Here is a 21,392-nt window from a genome sequence, read left to right on the forward strand (position 1 = left end):
CGGTGTTCTTACGGCGTCAGGAGCGCGTGCAGGCGGTACGGCCGACGGCCTCGGCGATCGAGCTCATGCCGTGGCGGCGCACCCGGCGGGAGAGCTGCCGGTGGATGCGCGAGGCCCACAGCGGGCCGCCGTAGATCCAGCCGGTGTAGCCCTGCACCAGCGTCGCCCCGGCCAGGATGCGCTCCCAGACGTCGTCGGCGTCCTCGACGCCGCCCGCCGACACCAGCGTGAGGCGGTCGCCGACCTTCCCCCGCAGCCGCCGCAGCACCTCCAGCGAGCGGGCCTTGAGCGGGCGGCCCGACAACCCGCCGGTCTCGCCGCCGTGCCTGATCGTGGTGTTGGTCGCGATGATCCCGTCGAGGCCGAGCTCCACCGCCAGGTCGGCGACCGCGTCGACGTCCTCGTCGGCGAGGTCGGGCGCGATCTTGACCAGCAGCGGGGTGCGGCGCGGCGTGCCGTCGGCGACCTCCTTGACCGCGGTCAACAGCGGCCGCAGCAGCTCGACCGCCTGCAGATTGCGCAGGCCGGGGGTGTTGGGCGAGCTGACGTTGACCACCAGGTAGTCGGCCATGGGGGCGAGCTGCCTGGCCGCGGCGACGTAGTCGGCCACCGCCTCGGACTCGGGCACCACCTTGGTCTTGCCGATGTTCACCCCGATGACGACCGGGACGCCGCGCGTGCGGCGCAACCGGCGGGCCGCGGCCGCGGCTCCGGCGTTGTTGAAGCCCATCCGGTTGATCACTGCCCGCTCGCGCACCAGCCTGAACAGGCGCGGGCGCGGGTTGCCCGGCTGGCCGTGCGCGGTGATGGTGCCGACCTCGACGTGCCCGAAGCCGAGCGCGGCGACGCCCTCGGCGCACGCGGCGTCCTTGTCGAACCCGGCGGCCAGCCCCAGCGGGCCGGGGAAGTGCACCCCGAACGCCGTCATCCGCAGGGCCGGGTCGTGCGGTGCGAACGCCCGGTGCAGCAGCCGCTTGAGCAGCGGCAGCCGCGCGAGGAGCGCGAGGGCGCTCACGGTGAGGTGGTGCACGGCCTCGGCGTCGAAACGTCGCAAGACCTGCGTGAACACGAGGCGATACATCACGGGTCAGGCTACCAACCCGGCCTCGTAGGCGATGATCGCGGCCTGCACCCGGTTGCGGACGTCGAGCCGGTTGAGGATGGCGCTCACGTACGCCTTCACCGTGCCCTCGACGATGTGCAGCCTGCGGGCGATCTCGGCGTTGGACAGACCGGCTCCGAGCAGGGCGAGCACCTCCCGCTCCCGGTCGGTGAGGCTCTCGACGCGCTCACGCGCCTCGGCGCCTTTCGCCATCCGGCCGCCCGACAGCTGGGTGATCACCCGCTGGGCGACCTTGGGCGACAGGTACGCCGCCCCCTCGGCCACCGCGTGGATCCCGGCGATCAGCTCGCGCGGGTCTCCCGACTTGAGCAGGAACCCGGCGGCTCCCACGTCGAGCGCCTTGGCGATGTAGTCGTCCTCGCCGAACGTGGTCAGCATCACCACGGCCGCGCCGGGCGCCACCTTGCGCAGCTCGGCCGCGGCGGCAAGCCCGTCGAGCCTGGGCATCCGGATGTCGAGCAGCACCACGTCGGGCCGGTGGCCGATGGCCAGGTCGACGGCCTGTCTGCCGTCGGCGGCCTCGGCCACCACCTCGAGCGACGGGTCGGAGGCGAGGATCGCCCGGACACCAGCCCTGATCATGGCCTCGTCGTCGGCGAGGAGTATGCGGATCACACCTTCTATATTGGCCCCCATGGCACAGGTGAAGGTGTACGGGCGCAGGGACGTGTGGGCGGGCCGGCAGTGTGAGGTGTCGGACCTGATCCAGTCGTGTCTGGTGAGCGCCTGGGGGCTGCCCGAGGACAAGAGGTTCCACCGGTTCCTGCTGCTGGACGCCGACGACTTCGTCTGCCCGCAGCGCGGCGAGGGCTATCTCATCATCGAGGTGGTCTGCTTCACCGGCCGCAGCGACGACGCCAAGCGGGCGCTGATCCGGGAGATCTACGCGAGATCCGGCTATGATCCGGAAAACGTCGAGATCACCATCATCGAGATGCCCAAGGTCAACTGGGGCATCCGGGGAGTTCCCGCCGATGAGCTCGCCCTGCCGTACAACGTGGAGGTCTGACGTGTGGGGTGACGGCGGCCGGACGGTATCGTCCGACTCATGAGCACTCACTATGACGTCGTCGTTCTCGGCGCGGGTCCAGGAGGATATACGGCCGCCGTCCGCGCCGCCCAGCTCGGACTGCGGACCGCGGTCGTCGAGGAGAAATACTGGGGTGGCGTCTGCCTGAACGTGGGCTGCATCCCCTCCAAGGCGCTGCTGCGCAACGCGGAGCTCGCCCACATCTTCAACCACGAGGCCAAGACCTTCGGCATCAGCGGCGAGGTCAGCTTCGACTACGGCGCGGCCTTCCAGCGCAGCCGCAAGGTGGCGGACGGGCGGGTCAAGGGCGTCCACTACCTGATGAAGAAGAACGCCATCACCGAATATGACGGTCGCGGCACGTTCCTGGACGCCAACACCCTCCAGGTGAACGGCGAGACCATCACGTTCTCCCACTGCATCATCGCGGCCGGGGCCACCACCAGGCTCATCCCGGGCACGCAGCTGTCGGATCGCGTGGTGACGTACGAGGAGCAGATCCAGACCGAGAAGCTGCCGGGCAGCATCATCATCGCGGGCGCCGGCGCGATCGGGGTGGAGTTCGCGTACGTGCTGCACAACTACGGCGTCAAGGTGACGATCGTCGAGTTCCTCGACCGGGTGGTGCCGCTGGAGGACGAAGAGGTGTCGGCCGAGCTGGCCAAGCGGTACAAGCGGCTCGGCATCGAGGTGATGACCTCCACCCGCGTCGACGGCATCGACGACTCCGGTTCCTCGGTCAAGGTCACCGTCACCAAGGGCGGCCAGACGCAGGTGCTGGAGGCCGACAAGGTGATGCAGGCCATCGGCTTCCAGCCCCGCGTCGACGGCTACGGGTTGGAGAAGACGGGCGTGGCGCTGACCGACCGGGGAGCGATCGCCGTCGACGGGCGCTGCCGGACGAACGTGCCGCACATCTTCGCCATCGGCGATGTCACCGCCAAGCTCATGCTGGCGCACGCCGCGGAGTCCATGGGCGTCATCGCGGCCGAGACGATCGGCGACGCGGAGACCATGGAGCTCGACTACGTGATGATCCCGCGGGCGACCTACTGCCAGCCGCAGGTGGCGAGCTTCGGCTACACCGAGGCGCAGGCACGCGAGCTGGGTTACGACGTGAAGGTGTCGAAATTCCCGTTCACGGCGAACGGCAAGGCGCACGGACTGGGCGACAGTGCCGGCTTCGTCAAGATCATCAGCGACAACACGCACGGCGAGCTGGTCGGCGCCCACCTGATCGGGCCCGACGTGACCGAGTTGCTGCCCGAGCTCACCCTGGCGCAGCAGTGGGACCTGACGGTGCACGAGGTCGCGCGCAACGTGCACGCGCACCCGACGCTCGGCGAGGCGGTCAAGGAGGCCGTGCACGGCCTCGCCGGACACATGATCAACATGTAGGTCCACGGGGATCGGTACGGCGGGCCGCCGTACCGATCGGCCCGGCCCGGCGGTCTTTTCTCACCAGATCTTCAGAAACCATCCATTTTTCTCCCAGGATGCCTGGAGAGTTTGAAGTCGACCGAAGACCCCCTTCGCATCGGACGGTGTCCCGTATGACCTCCACCCCCGCCGAAGACACCACTGTGCAGGCGGCCCACCGCCGGCGTGCCCCCGCCGGACCCTCGATGCTCAGGCTCGGCCTGCTCGCCCTGGTCGCGATCGGCATCGCGGGCGCGGCGGCCGAGCTCGCCTTCGAACGCCACTGGGGCACCCCGACGCAGCTGATCCCGTGGGTGACGCTGGCGCTGCTGACGGTCGCGCTGCTGCTGGTCGCGCTCGGCGACGCCGCCGGCACGCTGACCGTGGTCCGTGTGCTCGCGCTGGTGGTGCTGCTCGCGGCGGCGTACGGCGTGTTCACCCACGTGTCCGTCAACCACGGCATGGGCGCGATGGACCCCGCGTGGGACTCCATGTCGGCGCCCGCCCAGTGGTGGTCGGCCCTGACGAAGTCGGTCGGGAACGCGCCCCCGCTCGCGCCCGGCATGCTCGCCCAGAGCGCGCTGCTGCTCCTGCTGGCCTCGACGGTCCGGCGGCCGGCGAAGTGAGCCGCCGCTAGCCGAACGGCGCGATGATCTCGCGTACGGCCTCGGCGCACTCGGCGGCGTAGTCGTCGTGCGCGATGCTGCTCAGCAGCTCCCGCAGGTGGAACAGGGACAGGCGGTCGCGCCAGCCCGCCTCGAGACCCGCCGCGTCCGCGTACACCTCGAAGAACCGGTCCGAGGCGGGCGGGCGCGGCGAGCACCACAACATGCTGAGGTCGGCCTCAGCCCAGCTGTAGGAGACAGCGGGGTCGATCAGCGCGGCGCCGCCGGCCCGGCCGGACAGGACGTTCTCGCGCCACAGGTCGCCGTGCGTCAGCACCGGCGGCCGGGGCGGCAGCAGGTCGGGCAGCGCGGCGCAGAGGCGTTCGAGCGCGCGCCGTTCGGCGGCGTCGAAGGCGGCTTCCACCAGTGGTTCGGGGAGCCAGCGCAGGATGCGGCGCTGCGCGAGGAAGGCGTGACCGTCGGAGTGCCACGTGTTGTCCTGCCTCAGGCGCCCGAGCCAACCGTCCCGGTGCCAGCCGAACCGGTCGCCGCGCGTGGTCGTGTGCAGGCGGGGACGTCGCGGGCCAGCTCTTCCCAGAACCGCTCGTCGTCGTCGCGGCGCGGCGGTAACGGCTCCAGCACGAGCAGCCGCGGCGTCACCGCCAGCACCTCGGGCGTGGCGACGCCGGCGACGCGCAGCGCGCGCAGCCCCTCCGCCTCGACCTCGAACAGGTCATCGGCTCCCGCGCGCAACGTCTTGGCGAACACGCGGGAGCCGTCGCGCAGGGTTGCCAGCCCGGCCAGCGCCACCACCCCGCCGTGCGCGGCCTGCGCCGTGACCGCGTCGAACCCGGCCGCGCGCAGCCGGTCGAGAAGGAGGTCCATGAGCGCCCATCCAACCACCCCGGCCGGGTCAGGGTTTGCGGTAGGCGAGCAGGTATCTCCAGAACAGCAGCCGCCGCAGGCGGAAGCCGGGCAGCAGCACGTCCGCCTCCTGGCGGATCTCGGTCAGCGTCATCCGGGACTGCGCGACGGGCGCGGGCGACGGCTCGCCCCTTCCGGTCATGGCGAGCCTGGCCACCGCGTTCACGGGGATGGCGGCCAGGCTCCAGGCCAGGTCGGCGGGCGTCGACTCGCGGTAGCAGCCCAGGATGGCGAGCATGCCGCCGGGAGCGAGCGCGTCGCGCAGCGTGGCGACCGTGCCGAACGGCACGTGGTGGATGCTCGCCAGGCACGAGATGTAGTCGTAGTGGTCCTTGGGCAGCTCGGTCTCCGTGATGTCGGCACAGCGGAAACGCGGCCCCCCGCGACCCGGCGACGCCGCGACGGCGGACTCGATCACCCGCGCCGACAGGTCGACGGCGTCGACCTCCATGCCGAGCTGCGCGAGCCGCAGCGCGAATCGTCCTGTGCCGCATCCGACGTCGAGCGCGGTGCGGCTCTCACGGGGCACCAGGCGGAGGAGCATCCCGTGATAGTGATCATTGTGATCGAAGGCCATGAATGAACTCTGCCAGATTCTCTGGAACGTGAGGAACAGGTTCGCCACGAGACGCGATGCACATGTGGTCAGCATTTTTCCGCGCTTTCCCCGCGAGCGAAAGAAGGGAGTCGGGAAAGACCATTCGAAATCACCGCAATGGCGATGATTTATCAGAGGGTGGCATCGCGGAGCAGCAAGGCGGCCTGGACCCGGTTGGCGCAGCCGAGCTTGGTCAGGATGCGGCTGACGTAGGTCTTGACCGTCGCCTCGCTCATGTGGACGCGCCTGCCGACCTCTGCGTTGGACAACCCTTCCGCCACCTGCCGGAGCACGTCCAGCTCGCGCGGGGTGAGCGCGGCCAGCCGCCTCCCGGCGTCGCGGCCGCGTTCGCCCGCGTCGAAGTCGAAGGAGACCATGCCGAGCACGTGCCGGGTGACCTCGGGGGACAGGTACGCCTGCCCCGCGTGCGCGGCCCGGACGGCCCTGATTAATTCCCCTGGCTCACAATTTTTGAGGACAAATCCGGAAACATTTCGCTGGAGTGCCCGGCGTACGTTCTCCTCGTCCCCGAACGCGGTCAGCATCACCACCCGCGTCTCCCCCATTTCCGCCGCCGCGGCCAACCCGTCGAGCACCGGCATCGCGATGTCGAGCAGCGCCACGTCCACGTGCCGGCGACGGGCGGCGAGCACGGCCGCGCGCCCGTCGCCCACACACTCCACCACCTCGATGTCGCCCGCCGACTCCAGGACGGCGCGGATGCCGGCCGTGATGAGCGGCTCGTCGTCGGCGACCAGCACTGCGATCACGCCGACGCCTCCACCGCGTCCCGTGCCAGCGGCAACATCGCGACCAGCCGGAACTCGTACGGCTCCGCGTGCACGCGCAGCAGCCCGCCCGCCGCGCGCACCCGCTCGGCCAGCCCGGCCAGCCCGGTGCCGCCGGGCCGGCCGGGCGCCGCCGGCGGGGCGGGGTCGGCGTCCGGGTTGTCGGCCCGGTTGTCGGCCGGGTTGGCCACGCCGACCAGAAGGGCGTCCGGCTGCCAGTCGAGCGACACGCGGATGGGTGCGCCGGGCGCGTGTTTGGCGGCGTTCGTCAGGCCTTCCTGGACGACCTGGTGGGCGGCGTGCCCGGCGTCCGGCTCCGCGAACGGCGCGGCCGGGCCCGTACGTTCGACCGTCACCGTGAGCCCCGCCGCGCTGGCCCTGGCCACGAGCTCGTCGATGCCCGCCACGCCCGGCCGGTCCGCGTGGCGCAGCGCGCCGACCACCTCGTGCAGCTCCGCCATCGCCGTACGGGCCGTGCCCGCCAGGCCTCGTACGGCGCCGCGCTGCTCGGCGGGCAGGTCGGCGACCTCCAGCGCGGCCGCCTGCACCGAGACCAGGCCGAGCAGGTGGCCGAGCGAGTCGTGCATGTCGCGGGCGATGCGCAGCCGTTCGCGCAGCCGCTCGCGCTCGGCGGTGAGCTCCCGTTCCCTGCGCTGGTGTTCGCGCTGCTGGGCGAGGTAGCGGCCGGCCAGCACGGGCAGCGCGGTCAGGACCACGACGCGGGCCAGTACCACGAACGGCTCGGCCGCGAGCGAGGCGCGCTGCGCGACCGTCAGGAGCACTCCGAGGTAGGCGACGGTCGCGAGGGACGCCAGGATCAGGCCCCGCCGCGCGGAGATGCGATGACCGGCCTGGTAGCCGGTGCAGACGAGCAGCGCGTACGAGCCGCCGGTCTGCAGGGCCAGGGTCAGGGCGACCAGGAAGGCGGCGAGCGGCCTGCGCGGGGAGGCCGCCATGGCGAGGGCCGTCACCACGGCGTACACGGCCAGCGCCCAGTCGTGCGCCCTGTCCAGCCACAACAGCGCCGTATCGGCGGCCACGACCGCTACAAACCAGGCCATGAACCTCACCCTACTCACGCCCTCGGGTCAACTTTGGAGAACAACCTCCGGCGACTTCCGGCGGCAGACGGGCGGGCCGGCCGCTCCGTAGCGTGTCGGCGTGATCCGTACATTTCTGGCACTCACCGTGCTCACCACACCCGCCCCGGCCGCGCAGAACCTCACGTGGGCGGCCTGCCCCGGGGACACCGCCTCCGAGCTGCGATGCGCGGACCTGCCCGTCGCGCTCGCCCCCGGCAGTGACAGGAAGCTCACGCTCAAGGTGGCCCGGCTGCCCGCGACCGGCGAGAAGAAGGGCACCGTGATGATCAACTTCGGCGGTCCGCAGGGCGACCAGATCGCCATAATGCGGTCCGTGGCGAAGATCTTCACCAGGATCCGGCAGTCCATGGACGTCGTGACATGGGACCCGCGCGGCTACCCCGGGCTCAGCACGCCGGTGCTCCAGTGCGACTGGAGCCTGCTGCGCACCCCCGCCTTCCCGCGTGACCAGGCCGGGCTCGACCGGCTCGCCGCCGCGAACAAGGTCAGAGGTGACCGGTGCCGCGACACGGACCCCGTGCTCTTCGACCACATGGACTCCGCGAGCGACGCCCGCGACGCCGAGGCCATCCGGCGGGCACTCGGCGAGGAGCGGATGAACTTCATCGGCACCTCGTACGGCGGCACCATCGCCCAAGCCTACGCCCGGCAGTTCCCCGCGCGGGTGCGCACGATGTACGTCGACGGCACCGGCAACCACAGCGCCGCGAACTGGGATCGTGAGCTCACCGCCATGGCCCGCGACCGCGAACACCAGATGGACCGCTTCTTCGCCTGGGCGCCCAAGGGCGTGGAGCAGCGCTGGCGCAGGCTGGTCGCCAAGGCCGACAAGGAGCCGATTCCCGCCCCGGAGGTGGACGCCCGCTACGACGGCACGCAGTTGCGCGCTCTCGGCAGCCAGAAGGCCGGACGCGGCCCCGCCGGGTGGGACGCCCTGCTCGCGGCGATCAAGGTGGCGGAGGGCGGCGACGCCTCCGGGTTCGCGCCCGGCGGGCGGAACCCGTACCCCAGTCTCATGGGCGGCGGCGTGAAGGAGTGTCTCGACTTCCCCCGGACCGAGAGCCAGCGGGACCTGGCGCGCACGGTCAGGCGGCTGCGCCAGGTCGCTCCCAACACGGGGGCGGCGTTCCCGATGGCCTGGCACGCCCCGCTCACCTGCGCGGGCTGGCCCGCGCCGGTCGCCAACCCGCCGTCGCCACTGCCCGGGAAAGTGCCGCCGATGCTGGGCGCGGGCACGTGGCTGGACTATGCTCCGACGTCGCGGGTCGTCGAGCAGGTCAAGGGCAGCCGGATGATCAGGTTCGACGGTCCTGGGCACAACCTGTTCGCCGCGATGGCCAACGCCTGCGTCATCGGCCACGTCAGCGCGTACGTCACCACGGGCAAGCTCCCGCCCCGCGGCACCGAGTGTTCCTGACCGGTTGTCGTTTTCACGACATGTCGTTGTTTGCTCACCCGGACCAGCCCTTATGAGCAGGCGCGATGCTCCATTCTCTTGAACGAGTGAAGCCTGGGCCACCCCCACAGACAGATCGGTTCGTTCATGCGATGGATCACCCGCCTGGCCGCCATCGGCGCGGGCCTGGCGATGATTGCCGTACCGGTGCCCGCGCACGCCGTGGCGCCCGAGCCGGCAGCAGGTTCTGACCCGCGCCGGGTGACACTGATCACCGGTGACGTGGTGACGGTCCAGGAGTTCGCGGGCGGCAAGCGCGCGGCGACCGTACAACCAGGCAAGGGCCGCGAGGACGTCAGGTTCTTCACCAAGGAGGAGAACGGCGACCTGGTGGTCACCCCCGCCGACATGGTCCCCTACCTCTCGCGGGGGCTCATGGACGAGCGGCTGTTCTCGGTCAGCGACCTGATCGAGCAGGGGTACGACGACGAGAGCAGCGACGTCCTGCCGCTGATCCTGGCGTACAAGGAGAGCCGGCAGGCCGTCACGCTGAAGAGCGTCAACGCGCGGGCCCTGCGGGCGGACAAGGACGCGCTGCCCGTGCTCTGGGGAGCCGAGCGCTCCGGTGACGAGCCGCGGCTGCGCGACGGGCTGGCCAAGATCTGGCTCGACGGGAAGGTCACCGCGTCGCTGGAGCACAGCGTTCCGCAGGTGGGGGCGCCGCAGGCCTGGCAGGACGGGTACGACGGCAAGGGCGTGAAGGTCGCCGTCCTCGACACCGGGATCGACGAGTCGCACCCCGACGTCGCGTCCAAGGTCACAGGGACCCGCAACTTCACCGACGACCCCTCGGCCAAGGACGAGCACGGCCACGGCACCCACGTCGCCGCCACGGTAGCGGGCACCGGCGAGGCGTCCGGCGGGCTGCGCAAGGGCGTCGCGCCCGGCGCGGAGCTGGTCATCGGCAAGGTGCTGGACGCCAACGGCAACGGCTCCGAGTCGCAGGTGCTCGAAGGCATGGAGTGGGCCGCTCGGGAAAGCGGTGCCGACATCGTCAACATGAGCCTCGGCGGCGGCCCCACCGACGGGACCGACCCGCTCAGCAAGGCGGTGGACGTGCTGACGGAGGAGACCGGCAGCCTGTTCGTCATCGCGGCGGGCAACGAGGGCGACGACTACACGGTGGGCTCGCCGGGAGCCGCCACCTCCGCGCTGACCGTCGGCGCGGTGGACGCGAACGACGCGCTGGCGCCGTTCTCCAGCCGCGGCCCGCGCCTGGACGAGGCGCTCAAGCCCGACATCACCGCCCCGGGCGTGGACATCGTCGCCGCGCGGGCGGCGGGCACCGAGCTGGGCACGCCCGTCGACGACCGGTACACCAAGCTGTCGGGCACGTCGATGGCCACCCCGCACGTGGCGGGCGCGGCGGCCGTGCTGGCGCAGCGCCATCCCGAGTGGAAGCCCGGGCAGCTCAAGGACGCGCTGGTGTCGACGGCGAAGACCGTCGAGGGGCAGACGCCGTACGAGCAGGGCGGCGGCCGTCTCGACGTGGCCCGCGCCGTACGGCAGGCGGTCACGGCCACGGCGTCGCTCAGCATGGGCGTGTTCGAGGACGACGGGACCGACATCCCCGGCGGCACCATCACCTACACCAACACCGGCGAGGAGCCCGTCTCGCTGACCGTCGCCGCGACCCTGGGCAACCTGGACGGCGACGCCCCCGGAGAGGGCGCCGTGAACCTGTCGGCGACGACCCTCACCGTGGACGCCGGGGCGAGCGCCACCGTCGAGACCACCGTGGACCTGACCAAGCTCGTGCACGGCAGGCACGTCGGCCACGTCACCGCCACCGCGGCCGACGGCTCGGTGGCCGCGCACACCACGCTCGCGCTGACCCGGCGCGGCAAGATGCACAAGGTGCACTTCACCGGCATCGAACGGGACGGCAGTCCCGCCCGCGTGCCGCTGATCACGATGTACGGAGCCGCCGCCAGGGACGACGCCTACGGTTACATCCTGCGCGAGCACGAGGGCTGGACCGTGGAGGTGCCGGAGGGCACCTACCACATGCAGGCGATCATGGGCGAGACGCACGACGAGTTGCCCGTCGACTCCCTCGTCGTCAACCCCGAACTGCCGGTCACCTCGGACATGGAGGTCGTGCTCGACGCCAGGACCGCCGTACCGATCGAGATCAGAACCTCCCAGGAGGTGATACAGGAGGGCATCTCCACCTACTTCACCCACCGCACGTACGGCTCCCGCAAGATCACGTCGAGCGCGATGAACTTCCCCTCGGTCGACGGGCTCGCGGTCACCCCCACCGCGCCGGTGCGCAACGGCACCTTCGAGTTCTCCTCGCGCTGGCAGCTCGCGGCGCCCCGGGTGAGCGCCCGGCTGGGCCGCGACCCGCTGGTGGTTCGCCCCACGATCCGCTCGCCGGAGATCGACGGCAGGAAGCGCTGGAAGCTGGTCGACGGCGGCACGGGCGACGTGGGCGGGATCGACGTCAAGGGCAAGGCGGTCGTCATCACCAGCGCGACGTTCGGCGACTGGACAAGCAAGCTGAAGGACATCGCCGCGGCCGGCGCGGCGGCGGTGGTCGTGGTCGGGCCCGACGGCAGGGCCATGTGGCAGCCGTGGACGCCGGTGGGCGACCGCGACCCGCTGCCCACGCTGATGATCACGCACGACCGCGGCCAGGTGCTGCTGGACGAGGCCCGCGCCGGCCGTGCCACGCTCGACGTGACCGGCCAGTTCGCGACCCCCTACCTGTACGAGGTCATGCAGGTCTCCTCGGGCCGGGTGCCCGACCGGATCGTGCACGAGGTCAGCTGGCGTAACACCGCCAGGGTCGACACGAGCTACCAGGAGTCCGGCGGCGGCTCGTACGGCAAGGACCAGCGGTTCGGGTGGCGGCCGTGGCAGACCTACGACCTGGGCCGGCAGATGGAGACCCAGCGCGTGGTGCGCACGCCGCTGCGCAGGGCCGAGTACGTCAGCTCGGGCGACACCCAGTGGCAGCACGTGGTCCAGCACACGCTCACGTGGGAGTCGTCGAGCCGGCTGCGCGGGGGCCTGACCGACCGGCCCAGGACGTACCGGGCGGGCGAGATCGCCAGGGAACGGTGGTTCGCCCCCGTCGTACGCCCGGCCGCCACGGAGGCCACGCGCACGGGCGACGCCCTGTCGGTGCGGGTGCCGGAGTTCGTGGACGCCGACGGCCACTACGGCTACGCGGGCGACAGCAACGACAAGGACACCACCGCGGCCAGGGTCTACCGCGACGGCGAACTCGTCGAGGAACGCAAGAACCTGCGGGGCGACATCGCCGCCGTCCAGGGCGACGCCGAGTACCGCCTGGAGCTGTCCACGACGCGCACCTCGGAGGAATGGCGCTACGCGACGGCCACCGAGAGCGCGTGGACGTTCAGGTCCGCCCGGCCGGAGGGCACGCAGCGGCTGCCGCTGCTCGGCGTGGACTACGACGTGCCCGCCGACCTTGAGGGCAAGGTGCACCGTACGCTGCCGGTCGCGCTGGGCTTCACCGCTCGCGAGGCGAGGAAGCTCACCGCGGAGCTGTCATACGACGACGGCAGGACCTGGCGCAGGCTGGCGCTGCTCCCCGTGGGGCACGGCCGGTACAAGGCACTGGTCTCCCACCGCAGGACCGGCACAGGAGTGTCGCTGCGGGTCACCGCGACCGGCGCCTCGGGCGAGCGGTTCGAGCAGACCGTCACCCGGGCGTACGGGGTGAAGTAGCTACAACCAGCGCTCGCGGGCCGCATGCCAGGCAAGTTGCATCCTGGTCTGCGCGCCCGCGAGCCGCATCAGGTGGTAGACGCGGCGCTGCACCGTACGCAGGCTGAGCCCGAGCTGGCTGGCGATCGACTTCTCCGGCACCCCGGCTACCAGCAGCGAGAGCAGGTAGAGCTCGTCGGCGTCCAGCGGGCAGCCGGGCGCGGTGTCGGTGACCTGGCCGTCATCGAGGAACCTGATCGGCGTGGCCCGCTCCCACTGGGCCTCGAACAACGCGATGAGCGCCTCCAGCAGGCTGCTCCCCCGTATGAGCGCGGCGGTCGGCTCGGTGGTGCGGCCGGCGTACTGCACGAGGGGCAGCAGGGCGGTGGAGCGGTCGGCGATCATCATCCGCACGGGCAGGAAACGCACGGCCCGCGCCTGCTCGCCCAGTTTGATGCCGAAGGCCACGTTGGCCACCATCCCGGGCTCCTCCAGCAGGGCCCGCTCGTAGATGACCCGGTAGGCCACGCCGCGGCCGAGCGCCTCGAGTTCCTCGGTGTTGTCCGTCGAGGGCATCACGACGTGCCCCGCGCGGCAGAAGTACATGACCTCCTCGCGGGCGCTGTCCTGGAGGTGGCGTACCTGCTCGCGCAGCGCGGCCCGGCTGGGCAGCACCTCGATGAGCCGGTCGGCGTCCCTGCGGCGCAGGCTGGCGCGGTATTCCTCGGCGAGCTGGTCGACCGCCTGCCGGGCCCAGTCGATGGTCTCCTGCCGGCGCACCAGCCGCGGGCCGAGCGCGACCTCCGGCGCCACCGGCGCGAACCTGCGTCCCGTGCTGCCCTCGATCTCGCGGACGAGCCCCATGCCCGCCATCGCCTCCAGCGCGGCGGTCGCGGCCTCCCGGGTGAGGTCCAGTTCCTCGGCCAGGCCGGCCAGGTCCGCCTCACCGGCCCGTACGAGTAACCGGTACGCCCGTTCCTCCACCTCACCCAGCCCGGCAACCTCCAGCATGCCCCCATGATGACATGCCTACCAAAGGGCATATATGCCCACATATGCCGCAGCGGCACGAACGTGCTGCCGTCCGTCTGCCCTTGGCGGGCACCATGACCTGGGCGTCCTAATGAGTGCTCACGGGGGCACGCGTGCCGTACTCATCCCGATGCTCGACAGCCGCTTGACCTGACGGGAGCCCTGCGGCGCGAACGCCTGCCCGGTCGTGCCCTGCGAGATCACGGGGATGTCGGCCCCGCCGGCGTCACCGTACCCCCATTCCAGCAGCTGCGTGACGTCGAACAGCCACCGGTCGAGCACCCCTTGAGCGAGCAGCGGCTCCGCGTCGTCACGGGCGTAGCGCCTTCATCGTGGCAGCTGATCCGTCCACTTTCCGCTATCCCGTTGGGGCCCACATCGCCAGCAGGCTCATGGCCGCCTCGTCCACGCTCAGGTCAGTGGTGTCCAGTCGCAGATCGGCCCCGGCCACCGACTCCTGCTCCTTGTGCAGCAGCGCGAACTCGTCCCAGGTGAGATGGATCGGCCTCCCCATGGCCCGCTCCCGCGCGCACTCGTACGCCACCTCCAAGCGCACCACCAGCACGTCCTCCAGGGACGCGCGATACACCGCCAGGGTCTCCTCGTCGAGCGCGTCGGTCACGACGACGTCCATCCCTGCGGCGGCGAAGTTGCCGGCCAGGCCGCACGCGTTCACCGCGCTGAGCCGCCGCTGCCTGCGCCCCTCGGCGCCCTTCCAAGGGGCGACCGCACCGGCGAGCACGAGCTGACGTACGTCGTCCACGTCGATGAAGGCGCAGCGCGCGCGTGCCCGCGACCCGCCGCCCCAACGTGCTCTTGCCCGCCGCCGGAGGCCCGGACAACACCAGCACCCGCATTCCCGCGTCCTCCTCGGCGCCCTGAGGGGCCAGTAGCATGTCCGCCATGCATCCCCCGGCCTGCACACCCCATGGAACCAGCCACCGCCCGCGCCCCTCCCGCCCGGCGGTCAGGCGCACCTCGTCCTCGACGTGAAGCGGCACTGGGCGACCGTCATGTTCGCCTTGATCACCCCGTGGATCGTCCTGAACGGGCGGCCGACGCAGGGCCGGTGGGGCCGCAACGTGATCCCCCTTCCTCCTGGGCAGTATCACCTTCACGTCCACCTGCCCTACCTGCTCCCGGCGCAGATCGGCCCCGCGGACCTCACGCTCTGGCTCCAGCCCGGGATGGCGTCCGAGCTCGAATATCGCGCCCCCGTATGGGCCTACTCCCGAGGCGCCCTCGGCCCCGCCCCCAACCCTGGAACGGCAAGGGCTGCATGATCCCCCTTGTGGTGGTGGGAGGCGGCATGGTGGTGTTCCTGCTCTTCCTGATCTTCGTCACGGTACTTTCCCTGGTCTAGCCGTCGCGGCCGGGCTCCTGCTTCCGGTCGCCCAGGACCTCCAGGTAGTGCGGGTTGTACATGATGCCCAGCACGTTCCCGAACGGGTCGACCACAGAAGCGGTCACGAACCCCGATTCCCTCGGAGTGATCGGCGTGTACTCCTCGGCTCCCATCGACAGGAGCTTCTGGAACGTCGTTTCCACGTCGTCGACGTGCCAGTACATGACGGCTCCGCCGGGACCGGACGCCGCGCCCACCGGCGCGAACCGGCGGTCGATCAGCCCGAGTTCGTCCTGACTGTCGCCGATGCGGAACTCGACGTAGTCGGGCGGTCCCTCGATCGGGCGCGCGAAGTACGGCTCGACCTTCAGCAGTTCCGCGTACCACCGCGTGGCCGCCTCCATGTCGTCCGCCCAGTAGCTGATCGTGGCAAATCCTCGCAACATTCCCTACGCCTTCCTTCGGTCGGTGACGAGAGAACCATCCTGTCGCCTAAAGTGCTCATCAACTGAGCACTTTTCTGGAGGAAAATGCGCGCCGACCGTCTCGTCGCCGCCCTCTTGATCATGCAAGCCCGCGGCAGGGTGACCGCCGCCGAGCTGGCCGACGAGCTGGAGGTGTCAGTCGCCACCGCCCGCCGCGACCTGGAGGCGCTGTCCGCGGCGGGCATCCCGGTCTATCCCCAACCCGGACGCGGTGGCGGCTGGTCCCTGCTCGGCGGTGCCCGCACTGACCTGTCCGGCCTTTCGGCCGTCGAGGCTCAGGCGTTGTTTCTGCTCGTCGGCCCGGCCGCGGCCGTCTCCGACGAGGCCAAGGCGGCACTGCGCAAACTTCTGCGGGCACTGCCACAAACCTTCCGCGCTGACGCCCAGGCCGCCGCCGATGCCACGATGAACGACCCCACCCGGTGGGGCGACCGCGACCGCCGCCGCCCCACGACGGTCGACCTGCTGCAGGCCGCCGTCATCCGCAGGCGCAAGGTCCGGCTCGTCTACACGGACGGCACCCGAAAGCGAACCGAACGGCTTGTCGACCCCTGGGGCGTCGTCGACAAGGACGACATCTGGTACCTCCTCGCCGGAACCGAACGAGGGCAGCGCACCTTCAGAGTCGACCGGATCATCACAGCCGACCCCACCGACCAGCCCGCCGAACGCCCCGACGACTTCACCCTCCACGACGCCTGGCAACACGTCGTCGACGAGGTGGAGCAGCGACGTTCACGCATCTGGGCGACCGTCCTCATCGAGGCCAAATTCGTACCGGTCCTGCGAAACCAGTTCGGCCGGCATTGCCGTACCGACGCCGAACTCGACCACGGCCGTGCCCGCGTACACCTCGCCGCACCGACTCCACTGGACATCGCCCGGAACCTCGCCGGTTGGGGTGCCGCGATCGAAGTGATCGACCCACCAGCCGTGCAGGCCGAGCTGGCGCGGATCGGCGCCGAACTCACCGCCCGTTACACCGGCGAACCTGCCCCCGGCGGGCCGCATCAGACCACGCACACCCCATGACCGACTCCCGACGCGCTTTCCTTGACCGGCCGACACGCGCTGGGGTCTTACGTGGCCGCGTCCCACGCATACGCATGCCATTGCCTGCTGTCGTCAGCACAACGAAAACGCCCCGGAGCGATCATCGCTACGGGGCGTTGTTGCTGGTCTTATGAGGTGGTCAGGGGCGGGGTCGAACCGCCGACCTTCCGCTTTTCAGGCGGACGCTCGTACCAACTGAGCTACCTGACCCAGAGCGGTCCTGACGGGACTTGAACCCGCGACCTCCACCTTGACAGGGTGGCGAGCACTCCAAACTGCTCTACAGGACCTTGCGTTTCTTGCTGTTTGCGCTCGCTTAGCTTACCAGCTTTCCGGTGATCCTCGACCAGCCGTTTTCCGGTGTTGCCAGGCGCTCGCTGTGCCCCCAACGGGATTCGAACCCGTGCCGCCGCCTTGAAAGGGCGGTGTCCTAGGCCGCTAGACGATGGGGGCTCAGGATTCCCTGTCGCCTTCCGTCGGAGACCTCTGAAGCATAGGGGACGATTGCCTCTGATGCCAAAGCGGCGAACCGGCGGTCGGCGTCTGTGTGCCAGTGACGGATCCCGTTGGCGACGGGGCGTTCGCTGGCTCTGGAGAAATCATACGGTCTGGGTCGGCCTCCACGTGACGTTGGATGTAAACCGACTGCTCCCCCAGCCCGCCGAGGGTGATGTCGTCCCAGGCCTGCAGGCGTTTCGTCTCCTTGTCGAAGTACAGGACCGAAGCCTGGACGGGGGTCGGCTCGGCGTGTTCCAGCGCGCGCAGGCCGGCCCCTCCCGTGGAGCCCTGGACGAGCATGCGGGTGCCGGAGCGGAACATCGTGGTCCTGCGGTCGTGGGTGTGACCGGCGAGGATCATGGGGGCGGCTCCGGAGAAGCCCTTGGCCACGTCGGGGTCGTGGACGGCGATCAGGTCCGGCTCGTCGACGTTGGGCAGGTGGGAGCGGGCGTACTCGTCGAGGGTGCCTGGCTCGGCGGAGACGGGCACGGATTTGTCCGGGGTGAAGCGGGGATCGCCCAGGCCGTAGATGTTCAGCCCTTCGACGGTTTTGGTCTTGTCGTCCAGGACGATGGCGTTCTTCTGTTTGGCGACCGCCTTCTGGGTGGTCATCGAGTCGTGGTTGCCGCGGACGAAGACGTACGGGAGCCCGAGCCGGCCGATCTCGTTGACGAATTTGTTCTCGGCCTTGGTGCCGTGGTCCGAGATGTCGCCCGTATCGATGATCATGTCCACGGCGAACTGGTCTTTGAGTGACCGGATGACGTTCCAGGCGATGGGGTTGATATGGATGTCCGAAACGTGGAGTACTCGAACGGTTTTAGGGTCGGCCTCGTACAACGGCAGCGTCGAGACGGTGTCGTAGAGCTTGGAGACGTTCGTCACCAGTTTGGTGAGCTGCGACCGGTACGACTCGAAACGCGTCACGATCGACTCGGCACTGCCCACCAGGGACGGCGCCGCGGCGACCAGGCCCGAGTAGCGCGGCTCGACGAGCGAGTCGGGGCGGAAGGTGAGCGCGGCGAGCGCTCCCGTGCAGGCGAGCGCCACGGAGGCGGCCAGCAGCCCCACCAGCGCCACGCGCGGCCTCCTGAACACCATCAGGACCGCCACCAGCGCCCCCGCGCCCGCGCACAGCAGGGAGCGGATGACCAGCGCGCGCACGCCGTCCAGCAGGTCGGTCTCGATCAACGCCGGCAGGCGGTCGGCCAGCCGGGGGTCCTCGAGGAGGGCTCGGGCGCGGTCCTGGTCGATGTTCTCGAGCGTGATGCGCAGCCTGAGCGGCGCCGCGTGCGTGCGGAACGTGAGCGTGCCGAGCGGGCTGGCGTCCACGACGGTCTCGCCGCTCCACGCCGGCCGCAGCGACATGCCCGTCTCCACGGGACCGATCTCGGCGCGTACGGTGCCGCTGAAGAAGATGCCCAGCCAGGCGCCCACAGCGGCGACGAAGAGCACCGCGACGGCTTTCGAGGCCCTCGACCGGATGGCTGCCTTTGACCAGTGGACGAACTTCATACCGTTTCTTGCATACCTGAGAGGCGGGGCACAATGGCAAGTGTGATCGAGGTAACCCGGGAGAAGTTCGAGGAACTCGTGGCCGAGGCATTGGACACGATCCCCTCAGACCTCACAGGCACCATGAGCAACATCGTCGTCACCGTCGTCGATGATCCACCAGAGCCCGACCTGCTCGGCCTGTACACCGGCATCCCCCTGACGGAACGTGGCGACTGGTACTCGGCAGTTCTTCCCGACCGCATCGAGATCTACCGCAATGCGATATGCCAGATCTGCGACACGGAGGAGGACGTGATCGAGGAAGTCCGCATCACCGTCGTCCACGAGATCGGCCACCACTTCGGCATGGACGACGCCAGGCTGCACGAACTCGGCTGGTAACCCTTTGCTTCCGGTTGACTTCTTTGGGTTGCGGCTTGCCATTGTGTTCGGCAACCTTAGGTGACATACCGAACACAGTGAGTCAGGCACCGCGGAGTCCAATGGGGGCCATGCGAGCGCGACGGCTGCCAGGACGGCATCGGCGTGCCGAAGGACAACAAGCCACATATCGAGAAGTCATCGCAATCAAGGAGTTCCGGGCACTCTGGTACGGCCAGGGCCTCTCACTCCTCGGGGACCAACTCGCCCAGGTGGCGCTCGCGGTGCTCGTCTACGACCGCACCGGCTCGGCCCTGGCCACGGCCGCGGTCTACGCGCTGACCTACCTGCCCTCGATCGTGGGCGGGCCGCTGCTGGCGGGCCTGGCCGACCGGTTCGCGCGCAGGGGCGTCATGCTGACCTGCGACCTCCTCAGGGCCGCGCTCGTGGCCGTGATGGCCGTGCCCGGCATTCCGTTCTGGGCGTTGTGCGCGCTGGTGTTCCTCGTGGTGCTGCTCAGTGCGCCCTTCTCGGCCGCGCGGGCGGCGCTGCTGCCCGAGGTGCTCGAAGGCGACATGTACGTCATCGGCTCGGCCCTGCAGAACATGACGAACCAGGCCGTGCAGATGCTCGGGTTCGCGGCCGGCGGTGCGGTGATCGCCACCATGGGTCCCTATCGCGCGCTCGCCCTCGACGCCGCGACGTTCCTCGGCTCCGCGTTGATCCTGGTCACCGGCGTACACCGCCGCCCCGCCGCCCACAACGACGGCGCCAGACCGTCCATGTGGACCATGACGAGAGCCGGGGCCCGGCTCGTGTTCGGGTCGAAGAAACTGCGGACGATTGTCCTGTTCGCCTGGTTGTGCGGCTTCTACATCCTGCCGGAGGGCCTCGCCGTCCCGTACGCGGCCACCCTCCACACCGGCGCCCTGCCGGTCCCGGTGATCACCGGGCTGCTCATGGCCGCCATGCCGACCGGGACGGTAGTGGGGGCGTTCCTGTTCAGCAGGTTCGTGTCGCCGCCGCATCGGCTGCGGCTCATGGGGTGGATGGCCATGCTCAGTTGCGCGCCCCTGATCGTGACCGCGCTGCGGCCACCGCTCGCCGTGGTGCTCGCGGCGTGGGTGTTGTCGGGCGTCGGTGGGGCGTACCAACTCGCGGCCAATGCCGCTTTCGTGCAGAACGTGCCGGCCGAACGGCGTGGTCAGGCGTTCGGCCTCGTCCAGTCGGGGCTGATGGCCGTACAGGGGGCCGGGATCCTCGTCGGAGGGTTCGCGGCGGAGAGACTCGGTCCTGAGCCGGTGGTCGCGCTGGCGGGGGTTGCCGGGCTGATCAGCGCCGCCGTGCTCGCCATGGTCTGGACCGAGTCCCCTGGTGAGGCCCGCGTGCCCTCATGATCACGGCTGGGGCTTGTGGTCGCCGCTGTTCCAGTCGGTGTGCGTACTCGTGCTGCGGTTCTGCTGCTTGTTGACCAGGTCCTGGACGATCGAGGTCTCGGCCTGCTCGTCGGGGATGAGGAGCCAGCCGATCACGTACACGCCGACGCCCAGCCCGCCGAACAGCGTCGCGATCGCCAGCGCGATCCGTACCATGTTGGCGTCGATCCCCACATACTCGCCGACGCCGGCGCACACGCCCGCGACGATCCGGCCTTTGTGAGTCCTGCGCAGCTTCTTGACGTTGCCGTAATCGTTCATGCCTCAAGACTGCCCTGCAGGCCGGTGTTAGCACATCCGGATTGTCCCTGGTAGAACCCTGGTAGTCCCTTACGCGACGAGAGGACCCCTGCGATGGACGACCTGCTGCGCCTGGACGACCGGCTCACCGCAGATCAGCGGCTCATCCGCGACACGGTCAAGTCCTTCGTGTCCGACCGCGTCCTCCCGCACGTGGGCGACTGGTTCGAGGACGCCACATTCCCCGCGCGCGAGCTCGCGCCCGCCCTCGGGTCGCTGGGCGTGCTCGGCATGCACCTGGAAGGCTACGGCTGCGCCGGCACGGACGCCATGTCGTACGGGGTGGCCTGCCGCGAACTGGAGGCCGGCGACTCCGGGCTCAGGTCGTTCGTGTCCGTCCAGGGTTCGCTGGCGATGTTCCCGATCTGGCGGTACGGCTCGGACGAGCAGAAAGAAGAGTGGCTGCCCAGGATGGCCGCCGGAGAGGCGATCGGCTGCTTCGGCCTCACCGAACCGGACCACGGCTCCGACCCCGCCAACATGCGCACGTACGCCAAGAAAGACGGATCCGACTGGATCCTGAACGGCGCCAAGATGTGGATCACCAACGGCTCCATCGCCGACGTCGCCGTCGTCTGGGCCCAGACCGACGAAGGCATCCGCGGCTTCGTCGTCCCCCCCTCCGCCCCCGGCTTCTC

At 70.2% G+C, this 21,392-nt stretch carries 23 protein-coding genes and 3 tRNA genes; 10 read left to right on the forward strand and 16 right to left on the reverse strand.

Features of this window, described 5'->3' with window-relative positions; all coding sequences use genetic code 11:
• Window positions 1-16: 16 nt before the first annotated feature.
• Together GUY59_RS18885 and GUY59_RS18890 are read right to left on the reverse strand one after the other, a co-directional pair.
• Window positions 17-1,081 (reverse strand): quinone-dependent dihydroorotate dehydrogenase, encoded by a 1,065-nt coding sequence (locus GUY59_RS18885; RefSeq protein WP_138201891.1) that lies wholly within the window; start codon window positions 1,079-1,081, stop codon window positions 17-19.
• 6 nt (window positions 1,082-1,087) lie between these two features.
• The gene (locus tag GUY59_RS18890; protein WP_138201890.1) at window positions 1,088-1,738 is read right to left on the reverse strand and encodes a response regulator; all 651 of its coding nucleotides are present in this window, start codon (window positions 1,736-1,738) and stop codon (window positions 1,088-1,090) included.
• Window positions 1,739-1,757: 19 nt separating this feature from the next.
• On the opposite strand from GUY59_RS18890, the gene GUY59_RS18895 reads away from it, so the two are divergent.
• From GUY59_RS18895 to GUY59_RS18905, 3 genes are all read left to right on the forward strand, one after another.
• Window positions 1,758-2,132: a tautomerase family protein gene (locus GUY59_RS18895; RefSeq protein ID WP_138201889.1), complete on the forward strand. Its 375-nt coding sequence runs from the start codon at window positions 1,758-1,760 to the stop codon at window positions 2,130-2,132.
• 39 nt (window positions 2,133-2,171) lie between these two features.
• Window positions 2,172-3,551: a dihydrolipoyl dehydrogenase gene (gene lpdA, locus GUY59_RS18900; protein ID WP_138201888.1), complete on the forward strand. Its 1,380-nt coding sequence runs from the start codon at window positions 2,172-2,174 to the stop codon at window positions 3,549-3,551.
• A 155-nt stretch (window positions 3,552-3,706) separates the two neighbouring features.
• The gene (locus GUY59_RS18905) at window positions 3,707-4,198 is read left to right on the forward strand and encodes a hypothetical protein (protein WP_236667277.1); all 492 of its coding nucleotides are present in this window, start codon (window positions 3,707-3,709) and stop codon (window positions 4,196-4,198) included.
• A gap of 7 nt (window positions 4,199-4,205) precedes the next feature.
• Here the strand turns inward: GUY59_RS18905 and GUY59_RS18910 are convergent, their stop codons facing one another.
• From GUY59_RS18910 to GUY59_RS18925, 5 genes are all read right to left on the reverse strand, one after another.
• A complete protein-coding gene (locus GUY59_RS18910; protein ID WP_201761051.1) occupies window positions 4,206-4,775 on the reverse strand; it encodes a fructosamine kinase family protein in 570 nt (189 codons plus the stop codon).
• Entirely contained in the window at window positions 4,682-5,062 is a 381-nt protein-coding gene (locus tag GUY59_RS47530) for a hypothetical protein (RefSeq protein WP_201761041.1), read from the reverse strand. The genes GUY59_RS18910 and GUY59_RS47530 overlap by 94 nt, the downstream gene beginning before the upstream one ends.
• 28 nt (window positions 5,063-5,090) lie before the next feature.
• Entirely contained in the window at window positions 5,091-5,645 is a 555-nt protein-coding gene (locus GUY59_RS18915) for a class I SAM-dependent methyltransferase (RefSeq protein ID WP_236667278.1), read from the reverse strand.
• A gap of 185 nt (window positions 5,646-5,830) precedes the next feature.
• Window positions 5,831-6,469 (reverse strand): response regulator, encoded by a 639-nt coding sequence (locus tag GUY59_RS18920; protein ID WP_138201886.1) that lies wholly within the window; start codon window positions 6,467-6,469, stop codon window positions 5,831-5,833.
• Window positions 6,466-7,548, reverse strand: a complete 1,083-nt coding sequence (locus GUY59_RS18925; protein WP_138201885.1) for a sensor histidine kinase — start codon at window positions 7,546-7,548, stop codon at window positions 6,466-6,468. The genes GUY59_RS18920 and GUY59_RS18925 overlap by 4 nt, the downstream gene beginning before the upstream one ends.
• A gap of 100 nt (window positions 7,549-7,648) precedes the next feature.
• Between GUY59_RS18925 and GUY59_RS18930 the strand changes: the two genes are divergently transcribed.
• Window positions 7,649-9,007 (forward strand): alpha/beta fold hydrolase, encoded by a 1,359-nt coding sequence (locus GUY59_RS18930; RefSeq protein ID WP_138201884.1) that lies wholly within the window; start codon window positions 7,649-7,651, stop codon window positions 9,005-9,007.
• A 126-nt stretch (window positions 9,008-9,133) separates the two neighbouring features.
• A complete protein-coding gene (locus GUY59_RS18935; protein ID WP_138201883.1) occupies window positions 9,134-12,748 on the forward strand; it encodes a S8 family peptidase in 3,615 nt (1,204 codons plus the stop codon).
• Here the strand turns inward: GUY59_RS18935 and GUY59_RS50040 are convergent, their stop codons facing one another.
• The 3 genes from GUY59_RS50040 to GUY59_RS18950 all read right to left on the reverse strand — a co-directional run bounded on the left by GUY59_RS50040 (window position 12,749) and on the right by GUY59_RS18950 (window position 14,522).
• The gene (locus GUY59_RS50040) at window positions 12,749-13,738 is read right to left on the reverse strand and encodes a helix-turn-helix domain-containing protein (protein WP_132332763.1); all 990 of its coding nucleotides are present in this window, start codon (window positions 13,736-13,738) and stop codon (window positions 12,749-12,751) included.
• Between the two features lie 120 nt (window positions 13,739-13,858).
• A complete protein-coding gene (locus GUY59_RS18945) occupies window positions 13,859-14,041 on the reverse strand; it encodes a hypothetical protein (RefSeq protein ID WP_138201882.1) in 183 nt (60 codons plus the stop codon).
• Window positions 14,042-14,117: 76 nt separating this feature from the next.
• A complete protein-coding gene (locus GUY59_RS18950; protein ID WP_138201881.1) occupies window positions 14,118-14,522 on the reverse strand; it encodes a hypothetical protein in 405 nt (134 codons plus the stop codon).
• Between the two features lie 226 nt (window positions 14,523-14,748).
• Between GUY59_RS18950 and GUY59_RS18955 the strand changes: the two genes are divergently transcribed.
• Window positions 14,749-15,042 (forward strand): hypothetical protein, encoded by a 294-nt coding sequence (locus tag GUY59_RS18955; RefSeq protein WP_201761042.1) that lies wholly within the window; start codon window positions 14,749-14,751, stop codon window positions 15,040-15,042.
• Window positions 15,043-15,118: 76 nt separating this feature from the next.
• On the opposite strand, the gene GUY59_RS18960 is transcribed toward GUY59_RS18955, so the two are convergent.
• Window positions 15,119-15,550 carry a VOC family protein gene (locus GUY59_RS18960; RefSeq protein ID WP_138208451.1) on the reverse strand — a complete coding sequence of 144 codons (432 nt, stop codon included), beginning with the start codon at window positions 15,548-15,550 and terminating at the stop codon, window positions 15,119-15,121.
• Window positions 15,551-15,634: 84 nt separating this feature from the next.
• Between GUY59_RS18960 and GUY59_RS18965 the strand changes: the two genes are divergently transcribed.
• Window positions 15,635-16,621, forward strand: a complete 987-nt coding sequence (locus GUY59_RS18965) for a helix-turn-helix transcriptional regulator (RefSeq protein ID WP_138208452.1) — start codon at window positions 15,635-15,637, stop codon at window positions 16,619-16,621.
• A 157-nt stretch (window positions 16,622-16,778) separates the two neighbouring features.
• Here GUY59_RS18965 and GUY59_RS18970 read toward each other — a convergent pair.
• From GUY59_RS18970 to GUY59_RS18985, 4 genes are all read right to left on the reverse strand, one after another.
• Window positions 16,779-16,852, reverse strand: a tRNA-Phe gene (locus GUY59_RS18970).
• Window positions 16,853-16,857: 5 nt separating this feature from the next.
• Window positions 16,858-16,932, reverse strand: a tRNA-Asp gene (locus tag GUY59_RS18975).
• Window positions 16,933-17,022: 90 nt separating this feature from the next.
• A tRNA-Glu gene (locus GUY59_RS18980) sits at window positions 17,023-17,095 on the reverse strand.
• On the reverse strand, window positions 17,096-18,655 hold the full coding sequence (locus GUY59_RS18985) for a metallophosphoesterase family protein (RefSeq protein WP_138208453.1): 1,560 nt from the start codon (window positions 18,653-18,655) through the stop codon (window positions 17,096-17,098).
• 33 nt (window positions 18,656-18,688) lie between these two features.
• On the opposite strand from GUY59_RS18985, the gene GUY59_RS18990 reads away from it, so the two are divergent.
• Window positions 18,689-19,039 carry a metallopeptidase family protein gene (locus tag GUY59_RS18990; protein WP_201761043.1) on the forward strand — a complete coding sequence of 117 codons (351 nt, stop codon included), beginning with the start codon at window positions 18,689-18,691 and terminating at the stop codon, window positions 19,037-19,039.
• 110 nt (window positions 19,040-19,149) lie between these two features.
• Window positions 19,150-20,415: an MFS transporter gene (locus GUY59_RS18995; RefSeq protein ID WP_330849177.1), complete on the forward strand. Its 1,266-nt coding sequence runs from the start codon at window positions 19,150-19,152 to the stop codon at window positions 20,413-20,415.
• On the opposite strand, the gene GUY59_RS19000 is transcribed toward GUY59_RS18995, so the two are convergent.
• Window positions 20,416-20,715 (reverse strand): PspC domain-containing protein, encoded by a 300-nt coding sequence (locus GUY59_RS19000; RefSeq protein ID WP_132332771.1) that lies wholly within the window; start codon window positions 20,713-20,715, stop codon window positions 20,416-20,418. It lies immediately after the preceding gene.
• A gap of 93 nt (window positions 20,716-20,808) precedes the next feature.
• Between GUY59_RS19000 and GUY59_RS19005 the strand changes: the two genes are divergently transcribed.
• Window positions 20,809-21,392: acyl-CoA dehydrogenase family protein (locus GUY59_RS19005; protein WP_201761044.1), on the forward strand; the 584-nt coding region annotated here is incomplete at its 3' end.

The sequence above is a fragment of the Nonomuraea sp. K271 genome (assembly GCF_009908215.1).
Lineage (GTDB): Bacteria > Actinomycetota > Actinomycetes > Streptosporangiales > Streptosporangiaceae > Nonomuraea > Nonomuraea longispora.

Bases quoted from the DNA above. Each gene is read 5' to 3' on its own strand.
- GUY59_RS50040 (WP_132332763.1), bottom strand. From the start codon at position 13,738: ATGCTGGAGGTTGCCGGGCTGGGTGAGGTGGAGGAACGGGCGTACCGG.
- GUY59_RS18895 (WP_138201889.1), top strand. From the start codon at position 1,758: ATGGCACAGGTGAAGGTGTACGGGCGCAGGGACGTGTGGGCGGGCCGG.
- GUY59_RS18985 (WP_138208453.1), bottom strand. From the start codon at position 18,655: ATGAAGTTCGTCCACTGGTCAAAGGCAGCCATCCGGTCGAGGGCCTCG.
- GUY59_RS18995 (WP_330849177.1), top strand. From the start codon at position 19,150: ATGCGAGCGCGACGGCTGCCAGGACGGCATCGGCGTGCCGAAGGACAA.
- GUY59_RS18935 (WP_138201883.1), top strand. From the start codon at position 9,134: ATGCGATGGATCACCCGCCTGGCCGCCATCGGCGCGGGCCTGGCGATG.
- lpdA (WP_138201888.1), top strand. From the start codon at position 2,172: ATGAGCACTCACTATGACGTCGTCGTTCTCGGCGCGGGTCCAGGAGGA.
- GUY59_RS47530 (WP_201761041.1), bottom strand. From the start codon at position 5,062: ATGGACCTCCTTCTCGACCGGCTGCGCGCGGCCGGGTTCGACGCGGTC.
- GUY59_RS19000 (WP_132332771.1), bottom strand. From the start codon at position 20,715: ATGAACGATTACGGCAACGTCAAGAAGCTGCGCAGGACTCACAAAGGC.
- GUY59_RS18915 (WP_236667278.1), bottom strand. From the start codon at position 5,645: ATGCTCCTCCGCCTGGTGCCCCGTGAGAGCCGCACCGCGCTCGACGTC.
- GUY59_RS18990 (WP_201761043.1), top strand. From the start codon at position 18,689: ATGGCAAGTGTGATCGAGGTAACCCGGGAGAAGTTCGAGGAACTCGTG.
- GUY59_RS18905 (WP_236667277.1), top strand. From the start codon at position 3,707: ATGACCTCCACCCCCGCCGAAGACACCACTGTGCAGGCGGCCCACCGC.
- GUY59_RS18885 (WP_138201891.1), bottom strand. From the start codon at position 1,081: ATGTATCGCCTCGTGTTCACGCAGGTCTTGCGACGTTTCGACGCCGAG.
- GUY59_RS18925 (WP_138201885.1), bottom strand. From the start codon at position 7,548: ATGGCCTGGTTTGTAGCGGTCGTGGCCGCCGATACGGCGCTGTTGTGG.
- GUY59_RS18960 (WP_138208451.1), bottom strand. From the start codon at position 15,550: ATGTTGCGAGGATTTGCCACGATCAGCTACTGGGCGGACGACATGGAG.
- GUY59_RS18965 (WP_138208452.1), top strand. From the start codon at position 15,635: ATGCGCGCCGACCGTCTCGTCGCCGCCCTCTTGATCATGCAAGCCCGC.